The organism is Cellulomonas chitinilytica (assembly GCF_016862675.1).
In the GTDB taxonomy this organism is placed as follows: Bacteria; Actinomycetota; Actinomycetes; order Actinomycetales; family Cellulomonadaceae; genus Cellulomonas; species Cellulomonas chitinilytica.
Genome location: NZ_BONK01000020.1, coordinates 51,640 through 78,483 on the forward strand (window position 1 = coordinate 51,640; position 26,844 = coordinate 78,483).

Sequence of the window (26,844 nt, forward strand, 5' to 3'; positions counted from 1 at the left end):
AACGGAGCTCCCACCCCGTGACACTGCACACCGCGCCCACGCCGCCCGCGGCCGGCCGGCCCACCCTCGACGGCCTCCTCGAGCGGCTCTCGACCGAGGAGAAGGTCAGCCTCGTCGTCGGGGCCGGACTGTGGTCGACCACCGCGATCGAGCACATCGGCCTGCGCGCGATGCACGTGTCCGACGGCCCCGCGGGCGTCCGCGGCATCACGGGCGAGCCCACCGAGACGTCGGCCTCGTTCCCGGCGCCCAGCGCGCTCGCCGCGACCTGGGACGTCGACCTGGCCGACGAGGTCGGTGCCGTGTTCGCCGCCGAGGCCCGCCGCCACGGCGTCGACGTCGTGCTCGCCCCGCAGGTCAACCTGCAGCGCACGCCCGTCGGCGGCCGGCACTTCGAGTGCTACTCCGAGGACCCGCTGCTCACCGGCGCGATCGCGGTGCACGTCGTGCGTGCGGCGCAGGACCGCGGCGTCGGCATGTGCGTCAAGCACTTCGTGGCGAACGACTCCGAGACGCAGCGCACGACGTACCTCGCACAGGTCGACGAGAAGACGCTCCGCGAGGTGTACCTCGCGCCGTTCGAGCAGCTCGTGCACGAGGCGCAGGCGTGGTCCGTGATGGGCGCGTACTCAGGGATCGACGACGGCACCACCGCCGCGCCCGCGCTCGAGCACCGCCCGCTGCTCACCGGGGTGCTCAAGGACGAGTGGGGCTTCGACGGCGTCGTCGTCAGCGACTGGGTCGCCACCAACTCCGTCGAGGCGTCCGCCGAGGGCGGCCTCGACCTGCAGATGCCCGGGCCCGACGGCCCGTGGGGCGACGGCCTGCTCGACGCCGTCCGTGACGGCCGCGTGAGCGAGGACCTGCTCGACGACAAGGTCCGCCGGCTCCTGCTGCTCGCGCAGCGGGTCGGGGCGCTCGAGGGCGTCGCCCCCGCCGGGGACCGGCGGGACGAGGTCGGCGAGGTCGACGTCCGCGACGTCCTGCGCCGCCTCGTCGGGAGGTCCATGGTTGTGCTCCGCGACGACGAGCGCGCCCTGCCCGTCGCCCCCCACGACGTGCGCCGCGTCGCGCTGCTCGGCCCGAACGCCGTGCACCCGTTCGTCCAGGGCGGCGGCTCCGCGTACGTCCGTCCCGAGCGCTCCTCGACCCCGGCGCACGCGCTGCACGACGCCTTCGGCGCCGAGGTCGACGTGCACGCCGGTGCCGTGTCCCGGATGCTCCCGCCGCAGCTCGAGCTCGCGACCCGCTGCACCACGCCCGACGGGCAGCCCGGCGGCCTGGGCGAGCTCCTCGACGCCGACGGCCGGGTCATCGCCGCCCGCACGACCACCGAGTGGAACGGCTGGCTCCGGGAGGTCCCCGAGCAGGCCGTCGCGCTGCGGATCCGCACCACCGTGCGGCTCGACGAGCCTGGCCGGCACGAGGTCGGCGTCGGCACCGTCGGCCGGCACCGGATCCTCGTCGGCGGCCAGGTCGTGTCCACGGGCGACACCGTGGTCGGCGCCGAGGTCATCCTCGACTCGTCCGTCAACCAGCCGGCGCCCGCGACCCTCGTGATCGACGTCGACGCCCCGACCACCGTCGAGATCGACGCGACCGTGCAGGCCGTGCACCCCGTCGGGTACGAGTCGTTCGCGCGGGCCGAGCTCGTGCACCGCATCCCCGGCACCTCGCCCGACGAGCTGCTCGCCGCCGCCGTCGACGCGGCCGCCGCGGCCGACCTCGCCGTCGTGGTCGTCGGCACCAACGAGGAGATCGAGTCCGAGGGGTACGACCGGACGTCCCTCGCGCTGCCCGGCACGCAGGACCAGCTCGTCAAGGCCGTGCTCGCCGCCAACCCGCGCACGATCGTCGTCGTCAACGCCGGCGCCCCCGTGCTGCTGCCGTGGCTCGACGAGGTGCCGTGCGTGGTGTGGGCGTGGCTCGGCGGGCAGGAGTGGCCCGAGGCGCTGGGCGACGTGCTCACCGGCGTCACCGAGCCGTCCGGGCGGCTGCCGTGGACGCTGCCCGCGCACGAGTCCGACGTGCCCGTGCCGGACGCCGTCCCCGTCGACGGGGTCGTCGAGTACCACGAGGGCATCCACGTGGGTTACCGGTCCTGGCTGCGGCTCGGCCGCACGCCCGCCGCGCCGTTCGGGCACGGGCTCGGGTGGACGACGTGGGAGCACGAGTCGGTCGTCGCCGACGTCGGGCCGGACGGCGCCGTCGACCTCGACGTCGTCGTCCGCAACACCGGACCCCGCGCAGGCCGCGAGGTCGTCCAGGTCTACGTCGAGCCGCCCGCGGGGTCGTCCACCGACGACCGCCCGGTGCGCTGGCTCGGCGGTTTCGCCGTCGTGCACGCCGAGCCCGGCGAGCGCACGACCGTCCGGGTCCGGGTGGGCGCCACGGCGTTCCGGACCTGGGACACCGCACGTCCCGGCTGGCTCCACCCGGCCGGGACGTACGGGATCCGCGTGGGTCGCTCGTCCGGCGACCTCCGTCTCGCGGTCGACGTGACCCTCCCCGGGGACACGGCGGCCGGGCTCAGCGGTCCCGAGGGAGGCGCACCCCGAGGGACGTAGGAAACGGCGCGGTCCGCAGCCGCGTCGCAGCTCTCTTGTCGCAACACCCAGCACGTACCCCCATCCAGTGCAAGGAGGCACTCGTGAGAACGCGCAAGCTCGCAACGATGGTCGCCGGGGTGGCAGCCGTCGCGCTGCTCGCCACGGCCTGCTCGTCCGGCGGCGGCTCGACCGACGGCAGCTCGAACGGTGGCAGCACCAAGGTCCTGACCGTCGGCATGCCGAACGGCACGCTCACGGAGAACCAGAACCCCCTCGCGCCCACCGGCTCGGCGTCGAAGTCGCTCGGCTACGCCTGGGTGATCTACGAGTCGCTCATGCAGGTCAACGACGTCAAGCCGCTCGAGAACCCCATCCCGTGGCTCGCCGACTCGGTGACGTGGAACGACACGTACACCGAGGCGACGGTCGTCGCCCGCGATGGCGTGAAGTGGTCGGACGGCGAGGACTTCACGGCCGCCGACATCGCGTTCACGTGGAACCTGTTCCTCGACTACCCGGCCCTCAACGCCGACTTCCCCGGCTCGCTGCAGAGCGCGACGGCCGACGGCAACACCGTGAAGATCACGTTCAACAGCTCGCAGTACACCAACCAGGTCAAGCTGCTGAAGACGGTCGTCGTCCCCGAGCACATCTGGAAGGACGTCGACGACCCGGTGACCTACACCGACACCGAGCCCGTCGGCACCGGCCCGTACCTGCTCGACTCGTGGACGCCGCAGGCCGCGACCCTCGTCCCGAACCCGGACTACTGGGGCGTCAAGCCGACCGTCGCGAAGATCCAGTACTCGTCGTACAACGACAACAACGCGCTCACCACGGCCCTCACCACGGGCGAGGCGCAGTGGGGCTGGACGTTCATCGCGGACTACGAGGACGTCTACATCGGCAAGGACCCGGACCACAACAACCAGGTCGCCGGCGGCGGCTTCGGCGTGGACGTGCTCTACCTGAACAACGAGACGAAGCCGTTCGACAACAAGGCGTTCCGGCAGGCGCTCAACATGGTCGTCGACCGTGAGCAGATCTCGCAGCTCGCGGGCTCGGGCGTGTGGCCGGCCATCTCGTCGGTCACGGGCCTCCCGTCGCCGTCGGGCGACAGCTACCTGGCCCCCGACTACGAGGGCAAGGAGCTCAAGGTCGACGTCGCCGGCGCCAAGAAGCTGCTCACCGAGGCCGGCTACACGTGGAACGGCGACAAGAAGCTCGTCGACCCCGACGGCGAGGTCGTCACGTTCGAGCTGCAGAACCCGGCCGGCTGGAACGACTACCTGACGGCGCTCGACCTCATCAAGAGCGGTGCCGCCGAGCTCGGGGTCGACGCCACGGTGAACGCCGCCAACCAGGACGCGTGGTTCAACGACACCATCCCGTTCGGCAACTTCCAGGCGACCCTGCACTGGACCGACGGTGGCGCCACGCCGTGGAACATGTACGAGAACATCATGGACGGCGCGCAGTACAAGCCCCTGGGCGAGACGGCCACGTGGAACTTCGGCCGCTTCCAGAACGACGAGGTCACGAAGGCCCTCGCCGACTACCAGACGGCCACGAGCGACGACGCCCGCACGACCGCCATGGACACGATCCAGAAGGTGTTCGTCGAGGAGACCCCGGCCCTGATCATCTGGTCGCGCCCGGCCGTCGCGCAGTACAGCACGAAGAACTACACGGGCTTCCCGACGCAGGCGGACCCGTACGCGAACCCGCAGCCGACGGGTCCGCAGGCGGCGCTCATCCTGTCGAAGCTCAAGCCCAGCGAGAGCTGACCCGATGAACGACGACGTGCGGCGGGCGTCCACCACGCGCCCGCCGCACGTCGTGCCCCGCTCTCGAACCCCAAGGTGAGGTCATGACTGCACCCGAGGCCGCGGCTCGCTCCCGCGGCGCCGACCCGGGCGACGACGCCCCGGTCCTGCAGGCCGTCGGCCTGAAGAAGCACTTCCCCGTCCGGGGCCTGCGGTCCCACGACGTCGTGCACGCCGTCGACGACGTCGACCTCGAGCTGCACCGCGGCCGCGTCGTCGCGCTGGTCGGCGAGTCCGGCTCCGGCAAGTCCACGATCGCCCGGCTGCTCGCGCAGCTCATGCCGGTGACCGGCGGGCAGATCCTGCTGCACGGGCAGGACGCCACCGTGCGCAACCGCCGCGGCTTCCGCGCGTACGTGCGGCGCGTCCAGATGATCTTCCAGGACCCGTTCGGGTCGCTGAACCCCGTCCATACGGTCCGCTACACGCTCACCCGCAGCGTCCGGATCCACCAGGGCAAGCTGCGCGGCGCCGAGCTCGAGGACGCCCTGTCGGCGCTGCTCACCCGCGTGCAGCTCACGCCCGTGGAGCGGTACGTCGACAAGTTCCCGCACGAGCTGTCCGGCGGTCAGCGGCAGCGTGTCGCGATCGCCCGCGCGCTCTCGGCCGACCCCGAGGTGCTGCTCGCCGACGAGCCGATCTCGATGCTCGACGTGTCGATCCGTCTGGGCATCCTCAACCTGCTGCGCGACCTGCGGGACCGCCTGCAGATCGCGATCCTCTACATCACGCACGACATCGCCTCGGCCCGGTACTTCGCGGACCGCACGATGGTCATGTACGCCGGGCGGGTCGTGGAGAGCGGCGACTCCGAGTCCGTCACGCAGGACCCGAAGCACCCGTACACGCAGCTCCTCGTGCGGTCCGCCCCGGACCCGGAGGACCTGGACGCCCGGGCCCGCGGCGCCCGCGGCGAGGCCCCCTCGCTCGTCCGGCCGCCCGCCGGGTGCCGGTTCAACCCGCGCTGCCCGTTCGCGACCGACGTGTGCCGCACCGAGGTGCCGCCGCTGCTCCCCGTCGGCGACGGCCGTCTGGCGGCCTGCTGGGGGTACGCGGACCGTCCGGACCGGCCGACGCTCGGCTCGGTGCTGGAGGTCTACGGAGAGCGTCCCGCGGTCGACGAGCAGCTGCTGGCGGCGGTCGAGGGCACGAGCACGGAGGTGCAGCGATGAGGTTCCTGCTGCGGCGCACCATCTTCTACGCGCTCACGGCCTGGGCGGCCGTGACCATCAACTTCATCATCCCGAGGCTCATGCCCGGCGACCCGGTCAAGGCGATCATGGCCAAGTACCAGGGCCGCCTGGACTCCTCGGCCGAGCAGGCGATCCGCACGCTGCTCGGGCTGCAGGAGGACAAGTCGATCTGGCAGCAGTACGTCGAGTACTGGTCGCTGCTGCTGCACGGCAACCTCGGCGTCTCGTTCCAGTTCTTCCCGACGCCCGTGGCCGACATCATCCGGCAGGCGCTGCCGTGGACCGTCGGGCTCGTGGGGCTCGCGACGATCGTGTCGTTCACCATCGGGACGCTCGTCGGCACGGGCATCGGCTGGCGGCGCGGCACGTGGGCCGACCAGCTCCTGCCGCTGTCGACGTTCTTCTCGGCCGTGCCCTACTTCTGGCTCGGGCTCATCTGCATCGCCGTGTTCTCAGTGGGCCTCGGCTGGTTCCCGACGAACGGGTCCTACGACCGGTCCCTCATCCCGTCGCTGAACGCGGAGTTCATCGGGTCGGTCCTCTACTACGGGATCCTGCCCGCGGTCACGATCGTCGTGTCGTCCATCGCCGGCTGGATCCTCGGTATGCGCAACATGATGGTGACGGTCTCGTCCGAGGACTACGTGACCGTCGCGCAGGCCAAGGGGCTCTCGGAGCGCCGCGTCCTGTTCGGGTACGCGGCGCGGAACGCGATCCTCCCGCAGGTGTCGTCCTTCGCGCTGTCCCTCGGGTTCATCGTCGGCGGCACCCTCGTCATGGAGATGGTGTTCAGCTACCAGGGCATCGGGTACGTGCTGTACCAGGCGGTCACCACGCACGACTACCCGCTGATGCAGGGCTGCTTCCTGGTCATCACCCTGTCCGTGCTCGCCGCCAACATCCTGGCCGACTTCGTCTACGCCGGGCTGGACCCGCGCACCCGGCAGGAGGGCTGACATGGCCATCGACTCGACGATCCTCGAGGACGTCCCGCAGGACGTCGCGCCCGCGCTCGCGGCCGCCGCGCCGGGCAAGCGCAAGCTCCTGTTCCTGCGCAACGCGAAGGCCCTCACCGGCCTCGGCATCATGGCGTTCTTCGGCGTCATCGCGATCATCGGGCCCTGGATCGCGCCCTACGACCCGAACGCGATCAGCGCCGACCTGCTGCAGCCGCCGTCGTGGTCGCACTGGATGGGCACCACCCACACCGGGCAGGACATCTTCAGCCAGATCCTCGTCGGCACCCGCGGCGTGCTCGTCGTCGGACTCACCGCGGGGATCATCGCGACGGTCATCGGGATGATCGTGGGCGTCACCGCCGGGTTCGTCGGCGGTGCGGGCGACGAGACGCTGTCGGCGCTGTCGAACATCTTCCTGGTGATCCCGCAGCTGCCGCTCATCATCATCATCGCCGGGCAGCTCCCGTCCGCGGGCGGCATCACCGTCGCCGTCATCATCGCGATCACCGGCTGGGCGTGGGGGGCGCGCGTGCTGCGTGCGCAGACGCTGTCCCTGCGCAAGCGCGACTTCGTCGAGGCGGCGCGCGCCAACGGGGAGCGGTCGTGGCGCATCATCGGCGCCGAGATCATGCCGAACCTCACCGCGATCATCGCCGCCGGGTTCGTCGGCACCGTGACGTTCGCGGTGCTCTCGCAGATCACGCTCGCGTTCCTCGGCGTCACGTCGGTGAGCGACTGGAACTGGGGCACCATCCTGTTCTGGGCGCAGAACAACCTCGCGCTGCAGCGCGGCGCGTGGTGGTGGTTCGTGCCCGCCGGGCTGTGCATCGCCCTGCTCGGCATGGCGCTCACCCTCATCAACTTCGGCATCGACGAGTTCGTCAACCCGCGCCTGCGCAGCACCGGCCTTCGCGCCCGTGACCTGCGTCGGCGGGGGATCCGCCCGCGCATCGGGTTCACGCCCGTGGTGCGCGAGACGTCGCCGCGCGCGGCACAGGAGGACCAGGCATGAGCGTCTCGACCTTCCCCGGGACGGGTCGCGGGGTGATCCCGACCGTCGCCGACCCGGTGCTGGAGATCCGGAACCTGTCCGTCGAGTACGGGTACGACGAGAACCCGACGAAGGTGCTGCGCGACGTGTCGCTCACCCTCAACCGCGGCGAGGTGCTCGGCCTCGCCGGCGAGTCGGGGTGCGGCAAGTCGACGCTCGCGTACGCGGCGACCCGGCTGCTGCCCCCGCCCGGGCTCATCACCGGCGGGGAGGTGGTCTTCCGCGGTCGTGACGGTGTCGAGCAGGACATCCTCACGCTGTCCGACAAGGACCTGCGGGCGTCGCGCTGGCAGGACATGGCGATCGTGTTCCAGGGCGCGATGAACTCGCTCAACCCCGTGCACCGGATCGGCCGGCAGATCGTCGACGCGCTCCAGGCCCACGTGCCCGGCATCTCCCGGCGCGACGCCGACGACCGGGCCGCCCACCTGCTCGAGCTCGTCGGGATCTCCGCCGACCGGGTCCGGTCGTACCCGCACCAGCTCTCCGGCGGCATGCGGCAGCGCGTGATGATCGCGATGGCCCTGGCCCTCGAGCCGCAGGTCCTCATCATGGACGAGCCGACGACGGCCCTCGACGTCGTCATGCAGCGGCAGATCGTCGAGCAGATCGCCGAGCTGCGCGACCGGCTCGGGTTCTCCGTCATCTTCATCACCCACGACGTGTCGCTGCTCATCGAGATCGCGGACCGCATCGCGATCATGTACGCCGGCGAGATCGTCGAGGAGGCGCACGCGCACGACGTGTACCGCCGTCCGCGGCACCCGTACTCCGACGGGCTGCTGCACTCGTTCCCTCCCCTGCGCGGGCCGCGGCGCGAGCTCACGGGCATCCCCGGGTCGCCGCCCGACCTCGCCCGGCTGCCCGTCGGGTGCCCGTTCCGGGACCGGTGCGCCTTCGCGTTCGACGCGTGCGCGACCGTGTCACCGCGCCTGACGGCCCCCGCGGTCCCCGGCGACACCCCGGGCCGCTCGGTCGCGTGCCTGCGCCACGACCCGGCCGCGGTCACGGCCGCCGGCTTCACCCCGCAACCGGTCCCGGACCGCCTGTCCCTCTAGCCCCCGGCCGGACCGGCTCACAGGCAGGGTGGGGGGCGGCGTCCAGGTGGGTCCCAGGTGCCCTCGGTGAGGTGGTCCTCGACGGGAACCGCCCGACGAGGAGGCCGCACCATGAGCACCGTGTCCGCAGCACCCACCTGGTTGACGGCCAACATCCGGCCCGCGGGGTCGTTCGGCCGGGACGACGTCGGGCAGCTCCGTGCGCTGCTCGACGCCGTCTCGGCGTGCGCGTCGCTCGTGGTGCTCGACCTCGCGGCGACGATCCTGCGCAGCGGGCACGCCGTCGAGGTCATCGACGACGCCGCGTCCGCCCTCGAGCTGCGCGGCGGCTGCCTGCTGTGCATCAACGCGGACGACGACGCGCGGGCCCGCCTCGGCGGGTGCCGTCACGCCGTCGTCGTCGCACGGGGTGAACCGGTGCCGGTCGGCGTCTGAGCGCGCGTACGCTTCACGGCACCGGACGACGACCGCGGCCGGGAACCACCGGGCCGTGCCGTTCGTCGTACGGCAGACCGCGCACGACGTCGAGAGGAGCCGGACCGTGAGCCAGGACTCCGTCGCGGACGAGATCGCCGCCGGCGACTCGTCGGACAACAAGCTCCGCCGCGCGCTCGACGTGTGGCACACCAAGCTCGACACGGTGCCCGGCGGGCGGGCCGCGTTCAAGGTGGTCGTCGCCGTCGTCGGTTCCGCGACCGTGCTCGTCGGGATCGCGCTGCTCGTGCTGCCCGGCCCGGGGTGGCTCGTGATCTTCCTCGGCCTCGGCATCCTCAGCACCGAGTTCGCCGCCGCCCGCCGGCTCACCGACCGGCTGCGCGCGATCGTGCTGCGCGGGTGGGCGTGGCTGCGCAGCCGGCGCTCACGACCGGCCGAGGACCCGGCCGCCGCCCCGACGGACTGAGCCGCCCGCTACTTCTGCTCGAGCTCCGCGATGCGCTTGAGGATCGGCTCGATGGCGTCGTACGTCGAGGAGTTCATCAGCTTCCCCAGCTCCGCCTTGAGCTGAGCCAGCGGGGCGCTCGGCTTCTCCACGTCCTGCCGGATGCGCTCGATCGCGGCGCCGGACGAGGCCGCCTCCTGCTGCTGCTGCACCCACGCGAGCAGCTGCAGCGCCGACGTGTACGTGCCCGCGAACGCCGCCTCGACCGCACGGCCGCGGTGCGCCTGGAGGGCGCCGATCGTGCTGGTGGCCAGCGCCGTGAACTTCGCCCAGGCGGCGGGCTCGTACGTCGCGAGCCGCTGGTACTCCGTCGCGTAGTACCCGACCCACGCGTTGATCGTGTTCAGGTGGGTCAGGCCGTACTGCCACTCGGCGTGCGGGTTCACGAGGTTCGGGCCTGTCGGCCAGGCGGACGTCACGTGACCCGCCTGCCCGACCTTGCGCCGGATGGTCACGGCCACACCGTTGACCGTCGCGGACTTGTCCTCGTCGTTCGTGCCGTGCGGCACCCACGGCCCCGGTGACTCGTAGACGGCCTTGATCGCGGCGACGACGGTCTGCTGCGGCCACGACGGCGGGAAAAGCGTCTTGGTGCCCCACGAGACCGGGCGGTGCCCCAGACCACCCTGGATGACGGCCCAGTGGAAGGTGGGGTCCTGGCTCTCCTGCATGCTCATCGTGTGGGTCGCGAGCTTCTGCTCGGAGACGGTCACCTTGAGCTGCTGGGCCGTGCCGCTGTGCGCGATGAACGACGTCTCCAGCTGCACGACGCGCGGGCCGGCCGCGCCGGTCCGCCGGGCGGGGAGCGTCGCGACGAACGAGACGACGGCCGCGTTGCCGGCCTGTCGCTGCAGCGCGACGAGCGTCCCGGCGGTCGCCACGAGCGGGGTGCGGCCGGTCGCCACGGGGCTTGTGCTCGTGCTCGCGCTCGGGCCGGGACGGGTGCGGGCCGTCCGCTCGCGCACGGGAGGGTGACGGGTCAGGAGCCGGGCGCTGCCCATCGGGCGCCTCCTCGCGGCCTGCGTCGACGCCCCTGGGCGGGCTCGTCGGGACGCGGCCTCTGCACGCCAGCGTAAGGACGTCGCGGCGTGGTTGCTCGGCGCACGCGTCAGGACAGGACCTGGCGCAGCCCCTCGGCGAACCGGGCGGTGTGCGTGCCGAACCCGCCGTGCCCGCCGGGCAGCACGAGCGCGTCGACGCCGAGCAGGTCCGCGACCGCCTGGCCCGCGCGGTGCGCCGGCTCACCGGCGGAGTCCGCGCCGACGGCGGGCACCACGCGGACCCCGTCGTTCCGCAGCGCCGCGAGGTCGGGGACCCAGCGCCCGAACACGGGCACCTCGTGCTCGACGAAGTACGCCGTGTTGACCGCGAACCGCGCGAGCATCGCCGCGACCTGCGGGGGCAGCTCCACGTCCGGGGCCGGCCCCCCGTCGTCCGCGTCGCGGCCCATCGCCTCGCCGAACACGGCCATCGCCGCGTCGGTCCCGTCGGCGGCGCACACGGCGGCCACCTCGTCGAGGACCGCCTGCCAGTGCGGGGCGTCGTCGAGCAACCCGAACACGGGTGGTTCGTGGGCCACGACGATCCGGACCTGGTCGGGGTGCTGCGCGGTGAGCCCGAGGGCGATCTGCGCGCCGCTGCTGTTCCCGAACACGGCGGCCGGCCGTTCGTCGGCGACCGCCGCGAGCAGGAGGTGCGCGTCGTCGACGTGGGCGTCGACCGGTTGCGTCGCGGGGCCGTCGGTCAGCGGGCTGCGGGAGTTGCCGCGGCGGTCGTACGTGACGACGGTCCACCGGTCGGCCAGCGCGTCGGCGAGCGGCGCGAGCGCGGCGGCGTCGTAGATCCCGCCGCAGACGAGGAGCAGCACGTGCCCGCTGCCGCGGACCTCGTAGTACAGGCTCGCGCCGGGCACGGCGAGGGTGGAGACGGTCGGGACGGGCACGATGACCTCCGGGACGGACGACGGGTCAGGCGGGTGGGAGCCGGGCGGCCCGGGCGTCGAGGTAGCGCTGCTCGGGCAGGCTCGTGGTGAGCCGGGCGGCCTCCCGGTAGGCGGCGCGGGCGGCGGGCACGTCGCCGGCCAGCTCCAGCAGGTGCGCCCGGACGGCTGCGAGGCGGTGGTGACCGGCGGTGCGGTCGTCGTCGTCCAGCGGGGCCAGCACGTCCAGCCCGGCGCGCGGCCCGTCGACCATCGCCACGGCGACGGCCCGGTTGAGGGTCACCATCGGGCCGGGTGCGACGTGGTCCAGCACGCCGTACAGGGCGACGACCTGCGGCCAGTCGGTGTCCTGCGCGGTCGGCGCCTCCGCGTGCACCGCGGCGATGGCGGCCTGCAGGAGGTACGGGCCCGCCGGGAACCGTGCGAGCGCGTCCTCGACGAGCGCGACGCCCTCGTCGAGCTGGTCCCGGTCCCACAACGACCGGTCCTGCTCGGCGAGCGGGACGAGCCCGCCGGCCGCGTCCGTGCGGGCCGGGCGGTGCGCGTCGGTGAGGAGCATCAGGGCGAGCAGCCCGGCCACCTCGCCGTCGTCGGGCAGGAGCCCGTGCAGCATGCGGGCGAGCCGGATCGCCTCGGCCGTGAGGTCGGTGCGCAGCAGCGACGCCCCGGCCGACGACGTGTACCCCTCGGTGAACACGAGGTAGAGCACCTGCAGCACGGCGTCGAGGCGGTCCGCCCGCTCGTCGGGGGGTGGCTCGACGAACCGGCCGCCCGCAGCCCGGACCTTCTGCTTCGCGCGGCTGATCCGCTGGGCCATCGTCGCCTCCGGCACCAGGTAGGCGGCGGCGATCTCGGCGGTCGTGAGCCCGCCGACCGCACGCAGGGTGAGCGCGACCTGCGACGACGCCGTGAGTGACGGGTGGCAGCACAGGAACAGCAGCGTGAGCGTGTCGTCCTCGCCGCTCACCGGCCCCGGCTCGCGCGGGTCGAGCGCGACGACGGCGACCTCCCGAGTCCGGCGTGCGCTCTCGGACCGCCACGCGTCCGTGAGCCGGCGACCCGCGACCGTCAGCAGCCACGCCCGTGGGCTCTCGGGAACCCCGTCCACCGGCCACTGCGTCGCGGCGGCGAGCAGGGCCTCCTGGACGGCGTCCTCGCACGCGTCGAACTGGCCGTGCCGCCGGACGAGGGCCCCCAGCACCTGGGGGCCCGTCGTCCGCAGCACGTCCTCGACGCCCGGGTCGATCATGGTCGGCGTCTCCGTCCCGGGCCGGTCCGTCACATCTCCGCGCCGGAGTCCTGCATCACGGCCCGCACCTCGATCGCACCCCCGAACCGGGTGTCCGGCCACCGGAGCGCGATCTCCTCGGCCCGTTCCGGGGTGCAGTCGAGGGCGACGTACCCGGCGAACTGCTCCTTGCTCTCCTGGAACGGCCCGTCGGTCAGCACGGCCCGGCCGCCCGCCCCGCGGGACGTGCGGGCGGTCGACGGGTCGGCGAGCGCCTGCCCGCCGACCAGCTCACCGGCCTCCTTGAGGTCGGCGAGGATCGCGTCGACCTCCCCGAACAGCGCGGTGCGGTCGGCGTCCGACAGCTCCTCGACGAACCCCGGACGGTTGTAGATGAGCAGCATGTACTTCATGGCGTCGATCCTCGTTCCTGGGCGCCCCGGGTGGGCGCTCCGTCGGCAGGGGTCGGAGCCGAGGGACGGTTCTCGACATCTACTCCGCGCCGAACCGCCCCCGCGCCTCGACGGGGATGAGGGGCTTGTCGCCGCGCGCGCGGATCTGCTGCACGGCCCAGGTGTTCCCGTCCGGGTCGGCGAACCCGAAGAAGGTGCCGCCGTCCCGCTCGTCGAACACCGTGATCTCCGACGCCTCCACCCCGCGGCCGAGGAGCTCCGCGCGGGCCGCCTCGGCGTCGGCGACGACGAGCTGCAGGCCCCGCAGGCTGCCCGGTGCCATCTCGTTCTGCGACGGCAGCGAACCGATGACGATCGAGCAGCCCGACCCGCGCGGCGTGAGCTGGGCGACGTGCATGTGCTCGTTCGTCGTCTCGTGGTCGAGGTCGAACCCGACCTTGTCCCGGTAGAACGCGATCGACGCGTCGAGATCGCTCACGGGCACGACCACGACCTCGAGTGTCCAGTCCACGGGGGCTCCCTCGTCGCTGCGGGACCCGGTGCGCCCGGGCCCTCGCCACTATGGCAGGGGCGTCCGACACCGGCGCGCTCGTCGAGCCGCGGTGCCCCGACGACGACGGCGCCCCGGAGCCCGCCGGGTACCGGTGCACGCGGCAGCGGACGCGAGGACGGTTCGCCCGCCCGGGTGACCTACCGTGTTCCGGTGAGCAGCGCCCCGGTGGTCCGAGCGCCCTCGCCCGCACCGAGCCGAGCAGCCCGGCCGCGCGGCGTGGTCGTCGGTGCGTGCCTCGGGGTCGCCGCCGCGTCGGCCGTGGGCGTGTGGTGGCTGTGGAGCGTGTTCGTGAACACGCGCGCGGGGCAGCTCGTCGAGACGGCCGCGCTCGACGGTGCGGAGTACGGCCAGACGCAGCTCTGGAAGGTCGCCGAGCGGGTCCTCGACGTGGTCTCGGTCGGGTTCATCGCCGCGGTGCTGATCGCGGCCATGCTCATCGCGGTCCTGCGTCGCCGGTGGGAGCTCGCCGTGCAGGTGGCCGTGCTGATGGTGGGCGCGAACCTGACGACCCGGTTCCTCAAGCTCGAGGTGTTCGACCGGCCGGAGCTCGGCGGTCACGGCCAGTACGGCAACACGCTGCCGAGCGGGCACACGACCGCCGCCGCGTCGGTGTCCGCCGCGCTGCTGCTCGTGGTGCCGCCGCGGGTGCGCCCGTGGGCCGCGCTCATCGGCGCCGGGTACACGACGCTCACGGGGGTCTCGACGCTCATCGGCCAGTGGCACCGCCCGTCGGACGTGGTCGCGGCGATCCTCGTCGTGCTCGGCTGGACGGCGCTGACGTGCGCGATGATCGCGCTGCGGCCGGCGCGCGGGACGGGGACGGCGACCGGTGCGGTCAGGCGGGTGGACGCGGGCGAGGCACCTCCGACGCCCGCGGCGATGCGCGGTGTGATCGCGGTGCTCGTCGTGGTCGGCGTGGGCGCCGGGGCGTCCGCGGCGGTCGCGCTGTCGCACTCGTGGCACGACCGCGAGGACCTCACGACCCGGGCCGATCAGGTCACGGCGTACCTTGGCGGGGCGGCGGGGTCGCTCATGGCGGCGTGCCTCGCGTTCGCGGTCATGCTGGTGCTCCGGCAGGCGGCCGCGTCCCGGTGGCTTGACGACAGGACGTAGAGTCCGCAGCGGTGTGTTTTCGAACGGGTCGTCACGATCCGCGTCTCGGTAATTGTCGGTAGGGGAAGGCCAGACGGATGTCGGCAGGTCGCAAGCTCGTGATCGTGGAGTCGCCCGCGAAGGCGCGCACGATCGCCGGGTACCTCGGTGAGGGGTACGACGTCGAGGCGAGCGTGGGCCACATCCGCGACCTGCCGCAGCCCTCGGAGCTGCCCGCCGAGATGAAGAAGGGCCCGTTCGGCAAGTTCGCGGTCGACGTCGACAACGGCTTCGCGCCGTACTACGTCGTCGACTCGGACAAGAAGAAGAAGGTCAGCGAGCTCAAGAAGCTCCTGAAGGACTCCGACGAGCTCTACCTCGCCACCGATGAGGACCGCGAGGGCGAGGCCATCGCGTGGCACCTGCTCCAGGAGCTCAAGCCCAAGGTCCCCGTCAAGCGCATGGTGTTCCACGAGATCACCCGCGAGGCGATCCAGCGCGCTCTGACGAGCACCCGCGAGCTCGACGACCGCCTCGTGGACGCCCAGGAGACGCGGCGCATCCTCGACCGGCTGTACGGGTACGAGGTCAGCCCGGTGCTGTGGCGCAAGGTCCGCCAGGGCCTGTCGGCCGGGCGCGTGCAGTCCGTCGCGACGCGGATGGTCGTGGAGCGCGAGCGCGAGCGGATGGCGTTCGTCGCCGCCGACTACTGGGACGTCACCGGCACCTTCGCGGTCGCCGACGCGGGCGAGCCCGCCTTCCCCGCCCGCCTGACGCAGCTCGACGGCCGCCGCGTGGCGACCGGCCGCGACTTCGACGACCGCGGCGTGCTGCGCGGCGCCGACGTGGCGCACCTCGACGAGGCCGGCGCGACCGCGCTCGTCGCGGGGCTCGACGGGGCCGCGTGGTCGGTCCGCAGCCTCGAGACGAAGCCGTACACGCGCCGCCCGGCGGCGCCTTTCACCACCTCGACGCTCCAGCAGGAGGCGTCCCGCAAGCTGCGGATGTCGGCCCGGCAGACCATGCGCACCGCGCAGGGCCTGTACGAGAACGGCTACATCACCTACATGCGGACGGACTCGCCCGCGCTGTCGTCGCAGGCGATCGACGCGGCCCGCCGCCAGGCCGGTGAGCTGTACGGCGCCGAGTACGTGCCGGCCAAGGCCCGCGTCTACACGTCGAAGTCCAAGGGCGCCCAGGAGGCGCACGAGGCCATCCGTCCCGCCGGCGACCACTTCCGCACCCCTGCCCAGGTGGCCAAGGAGCTGTCGGGCGACCAGTTCAAGCTGTACGAGCTCATCTGGAAGCGCACCGTCGCGTCGCAGATGGAGGACGCCCGCGGGCAGACCGCGTCCGTCCGGCTCGGCGCCGTCTCGTCGACCGGGGCCGACGCCGTGTTCTCCGCGTCCGGCACGGTCATCACGTTCCGCGGGTTCCTCGCCGCGTACGAGGAGGGGCGCGACGTCGAGCGCTACGAGGCCGCCGAGGGTGCGGCCGCCGACGAGAAGGGCGAGGCCCGGCTCCCGAAGATGGCCGAGGGCGACGACCTCACGGCCAGCGACCTGAGCGCCGACGGGCACCGCACGTCGCCGCCGCCGCGCTACACGGAGGCGAGCCTGGTCAAGGCCCTCGAGGAGCGCGGCATCGGCCGCCCGTCCACGTACGCCGCGACCATCTCGGTGATCCTCGACCGCGGGTACGTCTCGCAGCGCGGCCAGGCCCTCGTGCCGACGTGGCTCGCGTTCGCGGTGACGCGGCTGCTCGAGGAGAACTTCGACCGGCTCGTCGACTACGACTTCACCGCGTCGATGGAGGAGGACCTCGACCTCATCGCCTCCGGCGAGAAGGACCGCGTCGACTGGCTCACGCACTTCTACTTCGGCGCGGACGCCGCGACCGACGGCCTGCGGGACCTCGTCGCGAACCTCGGCGAGATCGACGCGCGCGAGGTCAACTCGATCGAGATCGGCGACGGCATCACGCTGCGCGTCGGCCGGTACGGTCCGTACCTCGAGGACCCGTCGGTGCTGGGCGAGGACGGCAACCCGCGCCGTGCGTCCGTGCCGGACGAGCTGGCCCCCGACGAGCTGACGGTCGCGAAGGCGCGCGAGCTCCTGGAGACCCAGCCCGAGGGCGACCTGGTGCTCGGCGAGGACCCGACGACGGGCACGACGATCGTCGCCAAGAACGGCCGGTTCGGCCCGTACGTCACCGAGCTGCTGCCCGAGCCGCAGATCGACGAGTCGCTGTCGGCGGCCGCCAAGAAGCGCGCGCTCGCCGCCGCCCCGAAGCCGCGCACGGCGTCGCTGTTCAAGTCGATGTCGCTCACGACGGTGAACCTGGAGGACGCGCTGCGGCTGCTGTCGCTGCCGCGCGTCGTCGGCGTCGACCCCGAGTCGGGCGCCGAGATCACCGCGCAGAACGGCCGCTACGGCCCGTACCTGAAGAAGGGCACCGACTCGCGCACGCTCGCGTCCGAGGAGGCCCTGTTCACGACGACCCTCGACGAGGCGCTCGCGATCTACGCGCAGCCGAAGCGGGGCCGCGGTGCGACGGCCGCGCCGCCGCTGCGCGAGCTCGGCGACGACCCGACGTCCGAGAAGCCGATCGTCGTCAAGGAGGGGCGCTTCGGCGCGTACGTGACGGACGGCGTCACCAACCGGACCCTGCCGCGGGACGTCACGCCCGAGACGATCACGCGCGAGCAGGCGGTCGAGCTGCTCGCCGAGAAGCGCGCGGCCGGACCCGCCAAGAAGAAGGCCCCGGTGCGCAAGGCGACGACGACCCGGGCGAAGGCCGCGGCGAAGAAGTAGTCAGGCCCTGCCGAGGACGGCCCAGGCCCGGCCCGGGACCGTCAGGCGGGTGGCGTCGAGCGTCGCGGTGCCCTCGAGGACGGCCCAGCCGGGGTCGGGCAGGTCGGCGGCCCACGGCTCGTCGTCCGCGAGGTTGAGCGCGACGAGCAGCCGGTCGTCACCGGCGGACGTCTCGTACAGCAGGTGCTCGTTGGTGAGCTCGACGGTGCGCGTCCGGGCGCGGTGCAGCCACGGGTGCCGGCGTCGCAGCCCGATGAGGTCCTGGTGCAGCCGGTACGCCCACCACCCGTCGGGGGCGAGCCCGTCCGGCGTCGGCGGGAACGCGGGCCGGATCGCGTCGTCGCCGCCGGCCCGCTCCTCCTTGACGCCCCGGAACGCCTGCTCGTCGCCCGCGTACACGGCGGGGGTGCCGCCGACCGTGAGCAGGACGACGAGCGCGTGGCCGAGCAGGCCGTCGTCGTCGAGCTGCGACGCGATGCGGGTGACGTCGTGGTTGCCCACGAACGTGTACGGCACGAACGTGTCGAGGAACCCGTTGTGCCGGTCGAGCGACCAGGCGAGCTCCCACCAGTTGCGGGTCGTGACCGCGCCCCAGACGGCCTTCCACAGCTCGTACTGGGTCACCGAGTCCATCCCCGAGCGGGTGACGACGTCGGCGTAGTCGCCGTGGATGACCTCGCCGACGACGTACGCGTCGGGGTGCGCCGCCCGGACGCGTGCGAGGACGGGTGCCCAGAACGCGGGTGGCACCGCGTAGGCGGCGTCGAGCCGCCACCCGTCGGCCCCGGCGTCGAGCCAGTGGGTCATCACGTCGGCGACGAGGTCCGCGACGGCCGGGTTCGCGTGGTCGAGCGCGACGAGGTCGTGGTGGCCCTCGAAGTCGTCCCAGTCGACCGTGCCGTCGGCCGTCGTGCGCAGCCGGAACAGCGCCGCCTCCGGCCCGCCCGCGAGCGCCGCCTCGAACAGGGGGTGCGCCCGGCCGACGTGGTGGAAGACGCCGTCGAGCAGGACCCGCAGCCCCCGGGCGTGCGCGGCGTCCACGAGGGCGTCGAAGTCGGCCCGGTCGCCGAGGCGCGGGTCGATGCGCAGGTGGTCGACGGTGTCGTAGCCGTGGGTGCTCGACGCGAACACGGGGCCGAGCGCGATGCCGTTCGCGCCCAGCTCGACGACGTAGTCGAGCCAGTCGACGAGCTGCCCGAGCCGGTGCTGCACCGCGGTGCCGTCGTCGGCCGTCCGCGGCGCCCCCACGAAGCCCAGCGGGTACACGTGCCACCAGACGACGTGCTCGACCCACCGGCTCATCCGTCCACGCTACTTGCCGCCCGGCGTCGGGCCGGTAGGTTCGTCGCCATGGCTCGCACCGAGGACCCGCGCACCGCTCCGCCCGTCCGCTGGGGGATCCTCGGCGCCGGGTACATCGCCGCCGAGTTCGCCTCGGCCGTCAACCAGCACACCCGCTCGCAGCTCGTCGCGGTCGGTTCCCGGCACCGCGACCGTGCGACCCGGTTCGCCACGGCGCACGGCATCCCGACGACGCACACCGGCTACCGGCAGCTCGTCGAGGACCCGCAGGTCGACGTCGTCTACATCGCGACCCCGCACTCCGAGCACCGCGAGCACGCCCTGCTCGCCATCAAGGCCGGCAAGCACGTGCTCGTCGAGAAGGCGTTCACCCGCAACGTCGGGGAGGCCGAGGAGATCTTCGCGGCCGCGCGGGAGGCGGGCGTGTTCGTCATGGAGGCGATGTGGACGCGGTTCCTGCCGCACGTCGCCGCGCTGCACCAGGTCATCGAGGCCGGCGAGATCGGCGACATCGTGCAGCTGTCCGCCGACCACGGGCAGTGGTTCCCGTTCGACGCGGCGGGCCGGCTGTTCAACCCGGAGCTCGCGGGCGGTGCGCTGCTGGACCTCGGCGTGTACCCGGTGGCGTGGGCGCACGACTTCCTGGGGGTGCCGGACGAGGTGCACGCGTTCGGGTCCCTGACGGAGACGGGCGTCGACGGGCAGGTGTCGATCGGCCTGAAGTACGGCGACCGGGTGCACGCGACGCTGAGCACCACGCTGTGGTCGAAGACGCCGACGACCGCGTCGATCTCCGGCACCGAGGGCAGCATCGAGGTCGCGGGCGAGTTCTACCGGCCGACGTCGTTCCGGGTGACGCGCCGCGACGGGCGGGTGTGGACGTTCGACCAGCCGTCGCGCAACGGTCTGCAGTACGAGGCGGCCGAGGTCGCGCGCCGGGTCGTCGCCGGGGACGTCGAGAGCCCCCGGCAGACGTGGGAGCACACGCTCGACGTGCTGCGGACCATGGACGACGTGCGCCGGCAGGTCGGGGTCGTCTACCCGGGCGAGTGACGCGCGGGCGTTGTCGGGACCGCGGGCTACCCTGACGCACGTGACCTCCGCCCTGCCTGGCCTGTTCGTGTCCTTCGAGGGCGGCGACGGCGCCGGGAAGTCCACCCAGGCGCGGCTGCTCGGCGAGTGGCTCACCGGTCTCGGCCGTGAGGTGGTGCTGACGCGCGAGCCCGGCGGCACGGAGCTCGGCCACCTGCTGCGCGACGCGGTGCTGCACGGCGACCACGTCGACGCCCGCACGGAGGCGCTCCTGTACGCGACGGACCGCGCGCACCATGTGGCGTCCCTGGTCCGCCCGGCGCTGGCCCGTGGCGCGGTGGTCGTGACGGACCGGTACCTCGACTCGTCGGTCGCGTACCAGGGCAGCGGGCGGGACCTGGGGGCCGACGAGGTCGAGCGGCTGTCGCTGTGGGCCGTCGACGGGCTCCTGCCCGCGCTGACGGTGCTGCTGGACCTCGACCCGGCAGCGGGGATGTCGCGCCTGACGGGCGACCCGGACCGGCTGGAGAGCGCGGGCGACGAGTTCCACCGCCGGACCCGGCAGGCGTTCCTCGACCGGGCGGCCGCGGACCCCGGTCGCTGGCTGGTGCTGGACGCGACGCGGCCCGTCGACGAGCTCGCGGCGCTCGTCCGGGCACGGGTCGCGGCCCTGACGGGGCTCGACGCGAGCCTCCCGGTCGCGGGGGGCGGCGCGTGACGAGCGTCTGGGACGACGTCGTCGGCCAGGAGCCCGCCGTCGAGGCGCTGCGCACCGCGGTCGAGGACCCGTCGGCGATGACGCACGCGTGGCTGCTCACCGGCCCGCCCGGCTCCGGCCGGTCCAACGCCGCCCGCGCCTTCGCCGCCGCACTGCAGTGCACGCGTCAGGGCTGCGGCGTGTGCCACGACTGCACGACGACGCTCGGCGGCACCCACCCGGACGTCACGGTCGTCGCGACCGAGGGTGTCGTGATCCGCGCCGACACCGTCCGGCCGCTCGTCGAGCTCGCCCAGCGGTCCCCGTCGCAGGGCCGGTGGCGGGTGATCATCGTCGAGGACGCCGACCGGCTCAACGACACGAGCGGCAACGCGCTGCTCAAGGCCATCGAGGAGCCCGCGTACCGGACGGTGTGGGTGCTCTGCGCGCCGAGCCCGCAGGACGTGCTCGTCACACTGCGCTCCCGGTCGCGGTCGGTCGCGCTGCGGGTGCCCCCGGTCGACGCCGTCGCGGCGCTGCTCGTCTCCCGCGACGGGATCGACCCGGCGGTCGCCGAGATCGCCGCGCGGGCCGCGCAGAGCCACGTCGGGATCGCCCGGCGGCTCGCCCGCGACCCGGAGGCACGCGCGCGCCGGTCGGCCGTGCTCGGCATCGCCGCCGGGATCCGTGGCGTCGGCGACGCGGTGCTCGCCGCCGGCGAGCTCGTCGAGACCGCGCAGGCCGACGCGAAGGCCGCGACCGAGCAGCGCGACGCCGAGGAGAAGAACGCCCTGCTCCGCACCATGGGTGCCGAGGGTGCCACGACGCTGCCGCCCGCGCTGCGGTCCCAGCTGCGGCAGCTCGAGGAGGAGCAGAAGCGCCGGGCCACCCGCGCGCAGCGCGACGTCCTCGACCGGGCGATGGTCGACCTGCTGTCGCTGTACCGGGACGTGCTCGTGGTGCAGCTCGGCGCGGGCGTCGAGCTCGTGAACCTCGAGCACGAGGGTGCGGTGCGGGCCCTGGCGGGGTCGTCGACGCCCGAGCAGACCCTGCGGCGCATGGACGCCGTCGGGCAGGCCCGGACCCGGCTCGCCGGGAACGTCGCGCCGCTGCTGGCCGTCGAGGCGATGGCCGTCGCGCTGCGACCCCAGGGCTGACCCGGGACCGACATCATCCGGGCCGACGTCGTCCGCGCCGACGCCGCCGGGCGGTCGCGCCGATGCCGGGTGGGACCTGTGAAGGTCACCCGGGCGGACGAGCCCACGGCCCGTCGCACCAGGATCGCCGACTACCGTGGCGGGGTGCCCCTCGACAGCCCGCGCCGCCTCCGCCCTGCCGCCGTCGCCGCCCTCGTGGTCGCCGGGCTGGTGCTCGCCGGCTGCGCGCCCGCGAAGCACCAGGCGGAGGTCCCCACGGGCAGCGCCAGCTCGTCGGTCGCCCCGACGCCGGACCTCGCGAAGTTCTACGACCAGCAGCTCGAGTGGACGTCCTGCGACACGGGGGAGTGCGCGACGCTGACGGTGCCCGTCGACTACGCCGACCCGACCGGGTCGACGATCGGCCTGGCCCTCGCCCGGCAGAAGGCGACCGGGAGCGACCGGATCGGGTCGCTGCTGGTCAACCCCGGTGGTCCGGGGGTGTCGGGCGTCGACTTCCTGGCGGGTGCCGTCCAGCGGATCGGCGCGGACGTGCGCGCGAAGTACGACATCGTCGGGTTCGACCCGCGCGGCGTGCAGCGCTCGGAGCCGGTGCGGTGCGCCGACGGCCCGGAGCTCGACGCGCTGTTCGCGTCCGACCCGGACTACTCGACGGACGCCGGCATCCAGCACGTCATCGACGTCTACGGCGAGTTCGGCAAGGAGTGCTCCAACCGCACGGGGGCGCTGCTCGGCCACGTCGACACGGAGAGCGCCGCCCGGGACATGGACGTCATGCGGGCCGTCCTCGGCGACGACCAGCTGCACTACCTCGGCTACTCGTACGGCACGCAGCTCGGCGCCGTGTACGCGGCGGTCTTCCCGGAGAACGTCGGCCGCCTCGTGCTCGACGGCGCCCTCGACCCGACGCTCACCCCGGGCGAGGTGTCCAAGGGTCAGGCCATCGGCATCGAGAGCGCCCTGCGGGCGTACGTGACGGACTGCCAGGGCGGCAAGGGGTGCCCCCTGACCGGCGACGTCGACCACGGCCTCGGCCAGATCTGGGCGCTGTTCGACGAGGCCAAGGCCAACCCGCTGCCCACCGGCACCGACCGCGACCTCACCCAGTCGCTCGCGTTCTACGGGGTCGCCGTCACGCTCTACTCGCAGTCGCTGTGGCCCACCCTGACGGCGGCCCTCAAGCCCGCGCTGCAGGGCGACGGCTCGAAGCTGCTGCAGCTCTCCGACGCGTACTTCGACCGGCAGGCCGACGGGACGTACGCGAGCAACGCCAACGAGGCGTTCTTCGCGATCCACTGCGCCGACGCCCGGGAGAGCGCCGACTTCGACGACATGCGCGCCCAGGCCGCCGACATCGAGGCCGCCGCGCCGACCGTCGGGTCGTTCCTCACGTTCGGCGGCACCACGTGCGCCCAGTGGCCGACGCCCGCCGTCGACCCCCTGCCGTCGTACGCCGCCGAGGGCGCCGCGCCGATCCTCGTCATCGGCACGACGAACGACCCGGCCACCCCGTACGCGTGGGCGCAGATGCTCGCCGAGACCCTGTCGTCGGGCGAGCTGCTCACCTACGAGGGCGAGGGGCACACCGCCTACGGCGCGTCGAACGACTGCATCGGCGGCGCCGTCGACACCTACCTCCTGACGGGCACGATGCCGCCGGAGGGCACCCGCTGCTGAGCCTCCGGTTGCCGGACCCCGCCGCGCGGGTCAGCGTGGCCCGATGGGACTGCACCGCACGGACCTGGACCACACGCGACGACGCCGGGCGCCCGCCGGGCTCGTCCTGCGCGCCGCGCTGCTCGGCTGGGCCGCCGGCGCCCGGTCGACGTTCGGCGTCGTCGCCCCCACCCTGAGCCAGGCCCGCCGGCGGACCGTGCTCCTCGGCGCCGGGGTGGCCGCCCTCGGGGAGATCGTCGGCGACAAGCTGCCCGTCGCGGGGAGCCGCCTCGAGCACCACGGACCGCTGCTGCGCGCCGCGTCCGGCGCCGGCGGCGCGGTGGTCCTCGCCCGACGGGAGGGAGCGGGGCTCGTCGTGCCCGCCCTCGCCGGTGCCGTGGGCGGCCTCGCCGGCTCGTACGGCGGCGCCGCGTGGCGGTCCTGGGCCGTCGGGCGGATGCCGGACTGGCAGGCCGCGCTCGTCGAGGACGCCGTCGCGGTGGGCGCCGCGTTCGTCGCGACACGGTCGCCGCGGGTCGTCGTCTGACCTGGTCCGGAGCGGTCGATCCGGGCCGCTTTGGAGAGCGGGCGTGGGTCCGGGTACAGTAGGCGCGCTCGCCGAGGTCCTTGCGGATCGCGACGACGCCGCCTTAGCTCAGTCGGCAGAGCGTCTCACTCGTAATGAGAAGGTCAAGAGTTCGATTCTCTTAGGCGGCTCCACCACGAAAGGCCCCGCTACCTGCATCGACAGGGAAGCGGGGCCTTCGTCATGTCAGGCGAGGCGGGCCACGTGGTTCTGGCGCGTGCCGACCGCGGCATACGAGTGATCTCCCAGGAGATCCCGGACATGCGTCCAGGAGGACTCCTACCGTCCGAGCCATGGTCGCAACGGAGCGCGCCCCTGTCGTCGAGCACACCCCTTCCGGCACCGGACCGGGTGTGCCTGCGGAGAACGGCGCCATCAACCTGGTGCGCGTCCTCGCGGCCCTGGCTGTCGTCGTCTCCCACGCCAAGACGCTGCTGTTCGTCGACTGGGAGGAGACCGATCAGAGCCTCCCGGTCCGTGCGGTCTACGCCATGTCGTCGTTGGGGCATCAGGCGGTCGTGGTGTTCTTCGTCCTGTCGGGCTTCTGGGTCGGTGGTGCCGTGGTGAGTCGTGCGCGAGCTCACCGGTTCAGCGCGGCGGGCTACCTGACCGACCGGGTCACGCGGCTGTGGGTCGTCCTCATCCCCGCGCTCGTGCTCACGGCGGCGCTCGACACGATCGGTCGGCGGCTGTACGCCGACGCAGCCCCGTACGTCGGCGACGCCCGGTACGCCGGCCTGATCCGTGCCCCGCACCCGATCGACGGTGTGACGTTCCTGGGCAACGCGGGCTTCGTCGCGAACATCCACGTGCCGACGTACGGGTCGAACGGGGCGCTGTGGTCGCTGGGCTACGAGTTCTGGATGTACGTCGTGGGGGCCGCGGTGGTGCTGCTGGTCCTGTCGCGGCAGCGGTCCCGGTGGTGGTTCGTCCTCGCTGTGGCCGTCGTGGGGGCGGTCGTGCTCAAGCCCGCCGTGCTGATCTACGTGCCCGTGTGGCTCGCGGGTGCGCTCGTGGCCGCGATCGCCGGACCGATCAGGGAGTGGCTCGCGCGGCGGACGACCGTCGAGCTCGTGGCGGTCCGTGGGGGTGCCGTCCTGGCGACGGTCGGCACGGCGGTCGCCGTCCGGCTCGGGTCCCCGCCCACGTGGCTCGGTGACTACGCGCTGACGGTGCCCACAGCCGTCCTCATCGCCACCCTCGTCACCGGGTGGCGTCGCGCCGAGTCGTCCCCGCTCGGCCGGGTCGCGGGTCTGGCGAGCTGCTCGTACTCGCTCTACGCGATCCACCTGCCGGTCCTCGTCCTGGCGACGGCCGCGCTCGGCGTCGAGGTCGAGGCCCGCTGGCACCCGGACGTGCCGCACCTGCTGGCCCTGGCCGTGATCCTGGCGGCCGTGACGGTGGTCGCGTGGGTGTTCGCACGGGGGACCGAGCATCACACGCCCGCCGTGCGCCGGCTGGCCCGTCGGGTGCTGCGGACTCCCTGAACGCACGTCGCCCCGAACCGCCACCGGCCCGACGCGGTCCCCGGTACGGTCCGACGCATGTCGCGGGACATGCAGGACGTCGAGCTGCTCGACGGTGACGAGCTCGACGGGCACCGCGCCGACGCCGACGCCGCGGCTGTGCACGCCGATCGGCGCAGGGCGGTGTGGCGGTGGAGGGTCGTGGCCGGGGTGCTCGTGGTCGGGGCCGGCCTGCTCGGTGTCCAGGCGTTCGTCGACGCCCGGGAGCGGGCGGTACTCGCGGAGCTGGCCGGTGTCGACGGGGTCGTCCGGCCGCTGGGCGGCACCCTCGAGGCGACCGCCCTGACGTCGCAGGAGGTCGACGACCTCCGTCTCGACGCGCAGCCGGGGCTCCTGGCGGCCGAGATCAGGACGGTGGCCGACGGTCCGCAGGCGATCGTGTCGACCCGCGTGGACTCCGGCGGGCAGCCGCGGTGGTCGATCCCGGTGCTCGGCCTCGGCCCGCGTCCCACGGACGAGGCTGCACCGTTCACGGTGCTGAGCCGCTGCGTCGCGTCGGCCGACGGACCCGGGACCGCGGTGTGCCTCGTCTCCGACGGGTACGTCACCTACTCCGACGACGGCCCTGTTGCCGCCATGAGCCCGGTGACGACGTCCGAGGTCGTCGTCGTCGACACCGATCACGGCCGCGTGGTGTCCCGGTGGGCGACGGAGCCGGCGCATGTGGTGGCGTCCCTGCCTGGGCTGGTCGTCACCGGGTTCGCCGACCCGCCGGCCGGCGTCGTCACGGTCGTGGCGCACGACGGGCGGACGGGCGTGGAGCGATGGCGGTACGCGGTGCCGTTCGCCGAGGGCGAGGACGTCGCGGGCTGGGTGGAGTACGGCAGCCTGTACACCGCGGGGGACCTGGTCGTCGTCGTCAGCGCCCGGTCGATCACGCTGCTGGACGCCGACGGGCGGCTCGTCCGTGACGATCTCGGCGGTCACGACCTCGGGGTCAGCTACGGCTACCTGTGGGGGTCCACGCTGCGCGTCTCGTCGACGTCCGCGACGGGCGACGTCACGACCACGGTGGTCGCCGCCGACGGCGACCCCGACGCGGACCGGGTCTACCGCGGAGACGCCGTGGTGACCACCGTGGACGACGGGTCGGTGCCCGGGCTGTTCCTGACGATGTCCGCGGGGGCGATGTCGCTCGCCGAGCAGATGGGCGACGAGCCCGCCACGTCCGGTGCGGGTCCGGGGCTGCGTGCGTACGACAGCGCCACCGGGCAGGAGCTGTGGCGCGTCCGGATCCCGAGCTCGTCGGCCGGGCCGTCGACGTCGGGCGCGAT

At 73.4% G+C, this 26,844-nt stretch carries 23 protein-coding genes and 1 tRNA gene; 18 read left to right on the top strand and 6 right to left on the bottom strand.

The features are described 5' to 3' along the window. Positions 1-17 precede the first annotated feature (17 nt). The 8 genes from Cch01nite_RS21350 to Cch01nite_RS21385 all read left to right on the top strand — a co-directional run bounded on the left by Cch01nite_RS21350 (position 18) and on the right by Cch01nite_RS21385 (position 9,537). Entirely contained in the window at positions 18-2,567 is a 2,550-nt protein-coding gene (locus Cch01nite_RS21350) for a beta-d-glucosidase (protein ID WP_203758531.1), read from the top strand. Positions 2,568-2,650: 83 nt separating this feature from the next. Further along, positions 2,651-4,336, top strand: a complete 1,686-nt coding sequence (locus tag Cch01nite_RS21355) for an ABC transporter substrate-binding protein (RefSeq protein ID WP_203758532.1) — start codon at positions 2,651-2,653, stop codon at positions 4,334-4,336. Positions 4,337-4,419: 83 nt separating this feature from the next. Continuing rightward, complete coding sequence (locus Cch01nite_RS21360; protein ID WP_203758533.1) at positions 4,420-5,547, top strand: ABC transporter ATP-binding protein; 1,128 nt, start codon at positions 4,420-4,422, stop codon at positions 5,545-5,547. Continuing rightward, entirely contained in the window at positions 5,544-6,524 is a 981-nt protein-coding gene (locus tag Cch01nite_RS21365) for an ABC transporter permease (RefSeq protein ID WP_203758534.1), read from the top strand. Before Cch01nite_RS21360 ends, Cch01nite_RS21365 begins: the two co-directional genes overlap by 4 nt. A 1-nt stretch (position 6,525) precedes the next feature. After that, positions 6,526-7,539, top strand: coding sequence for an ABC transporter permease (locus tag Cch01nite_RS21370; RefSeq protein ID WP_203758535.1), 1,014 nt, complete (start codon positions 6,526-6,528; stop codon positions 7,537-7,539). Beyond that, a complete protein-coding gene (locus Cch01nite_RS21375) occupies positions 7,536-8,636 on the top strand; it encodes an ABC transporter ATP-binding protein (RefSeq protein ID WP_203758536.1) in 1,101 nt (366 codons plus the stop codon). Before Cch01nite_RS21370 ends, Cch01nite_RS21375 begins: the two co-directional genes overlap by 4 nt. 111 nt (positions 8,637-8,747) lie before the next feature. Further along, on the top strand, positions 8,748-9,071 hold the full coding sequence (locus tag Cch01nite_RS21380) for a hypothetical protein (RefSeq protein ID WP_203758537.1): 324 nt from the start codon (positions 8,748-8,750) through the stop codon (positions 9,069-9,071). Positions 9,072-9,177: 106 nt separating this feature from the next. Then, on the top strand, positions 9,178-9,537 hold the full coding sequence (locus Cch01nite_RS21385) for a PGPGW domain-containing protein (protein WP_203758538.1): 360 nt from the start codon (positions 9,178-9,180) through the stop codon (positions 9,535-9,537). An 8-nt stretch (positions 9,538-9,545) separates the two neighbouring features. Here the strand turns inward: Cch01nite_RS21385 and Cch01nite_RS21390 are convergent, their stop codons facing one another. From Cch01nite_RS21390 to Cch01nite_RS21410, 5 genes are all read right to left on the bottom strand, one after another. Then, positions 9,546-10,577 (bottom strand): hypothetical protein, encoded by a 1,032-nt coding sequence (locus Cch01nite_RS21390; RefSeq protein ID WP_203758539.1) that lies wholly within the window; start codon positions 10,575-10,577, stop codon positions 9,546-9,548. A gap of 107 nt (positions 10,578-10,684) precedes the next feature. After that, positions 10,685-11,518, bottom strand: coding sequence for an alpha/beta fold hydrolase (locus Cch01nite_RS21395; RefSeq protein ID WP_203758540.1), 834 nt, complete (start codon positions 11,516-11,518; stop codon positions 10,685-10,687). Between the two features lie 25 nt (positions 11,519-11,543). Next, entirely contained in the window at positions 11,544-12,764 is a 1,221-nt protein-coding gene (locus Cch01nite_RS21400; protein ID WP_203758541.1) for an RNA polymerase sigma factor, read from the bottom strand. A gap of 29 nt (positions 12,765-12,793) precedes the next feature. Continuing rightward, complete coding sequence (locus tag Cch01nite_RS21405; protein ID WP_203758542.1) at positions 12,794-13,156, bottom strand: YciI family protein; 363 nt, start codon at positions 13,154-13,156, stop codon at positions 12,794-12,796. 79 nt (positions 13,157-13,235) lie between these two features. Then, complete coding sequence (locus Cch01nite_RS21410; RefSeq protein WP_203758543.1) at positions 13,236-13,667, bottom strand: VOC family protein; 432 nt, start codon at positions 13,665-13,667, stop codon at positions 13,236-13,238. Between the two features lie 192 nt (positions 13,668-13,859). On the opposite strand from Cch01nite_RS21410, the gene Cch01nite_RS21415 reads away from it, so the two are divergent. Further along, positions 13,860-14,822 (top strand): phosphatase PAP2 family protein, encoded by a 963-nt coding sequence (locus Cch01nite_RS21415; protein WP_239071203.1) that lies wholly within the window; start codon positions 13,860-13,862, stop codon positions 14,820-14,822. 77 nt (positions 14,823-14,899) lie between these two features. Next, positions 14,900-17,614, top strand: a complete 2,715-nt coding sequence (gene topA / locus Cch01nite_RS21420) for a type I DNA topoisomerase (protein ID WP_203758545.1) — start codon at positions 14,900-14,902, stop codon at positions 17,612-17,614. On the opposite strand, the gene Cch01nite_RS21425 is transcribed toward topA, so the two are convergent. Further along, on the bottom strand, positions 17,615-18,916 hold the full coding sequence (locus Cch01nite_RS21425) for an alpha-amylase family protein (RefSeq protein WP_203758546.1): 1,302 nt from the start codon (positions 18,914-18,916) through the stop codon (positions 17,615-17,617). A gap of 48 nt (positions 18,917-18,964) precedes the next feature. On the opposite strand from Cch01nite_RS21425, the gene Cch01nite_RS21430 reads away from it, so the two are divergent. The 8 genes from Cch01nite_RS21430 to Cch01nite_RS21465 all read left to right on the top strand — a co-directional run. Then, positions 18,965-19,969, top strand: coding sequence for a Gfo/Idh/MocA family protein (locus Cch01nite_RS21430; RefSeq protein WP_203758547.1), 1,005 nt, complete (start codon positions 18,965-18,967; stop codon positions 19,967-19,969). Positions 19,970-20,009: 40 nt separating this feature from the next. Next, on the top strand, positions 20,010-20,666 hold the full coding sequence (gene tmk, locus Cch01nite_RS21435; RefSeq protein ID WP_203758548.1) for a dTMP kinase: 657 nt from the start codon (positions 20,010-20,012) through the stop codon (positions 20,664-20,666). Continuing rightward, the gene (locus Cch01nite_RS21440; RefSeq protein ID WP_203758549.1) at positions 20,663-21,802 is read left to right on the top strand and encodes a DNA polymerase III subunit delta'; all 1,140 of its coding nucleotides are present in this window, start codon (positions 20,663-20,665) and stop codon (positions 21,800-21,802) included. The genes tmk and Cch01nite_RS21440 overlap by 4 nt, the downstream gene beginning before the upstream one ends. A gap of 144 nt (positions 21,803-21,946) precedes the next feature. Further along, complete coding sequence (locus Cch01nite_RS21445; protein ID WP_239071204.1) at positions 21,947-23,479, top strand: alpha/beta hydrolase; 1,533 nt, start codon at positions 21,947-21,949, stop codon at positions 23,477-23,479. A gap of 43 nt (positions 23,480-23,522) precedes the next feature. Beyond that, positions 23,523-24,005, top strand: coding sequence for a hypothetical protein (locus Cch01nite_RS21450; protein WP_203758550.1), 483 nt, complete (start codon positions 23,523-23,525; stop codon positions 24,003-24,005). A 97-nt stretch (positions 24,006-24,102) separates the two neighbouring features. Further along, positions 24,103-24,178 (top strand) — tRNA-Thr (locus Cch01nite_RS21455). Between the two features lie 159 nt (positions 24,179-24,337). Further along, a complete protein-coding gene (locus Cch01nite_RS21460; protein ID WP_203758551.1) occupies positions 24,338-25,531 on the top strand; it encodes an acyltransferase family protein in 1,194 nt (397 codons plus the stop codon). A gap of 57 nt (positions 25,532-25,588) precedes the next feature. Then, a partial coding sequence (locus Cch01nite_RS21465; RefSeq protein ID WP_203758552.1) for a hypothetical protein occupies positions 25,589-26,844 on the top strand: 1,256 nt, incomplete at its 3' end.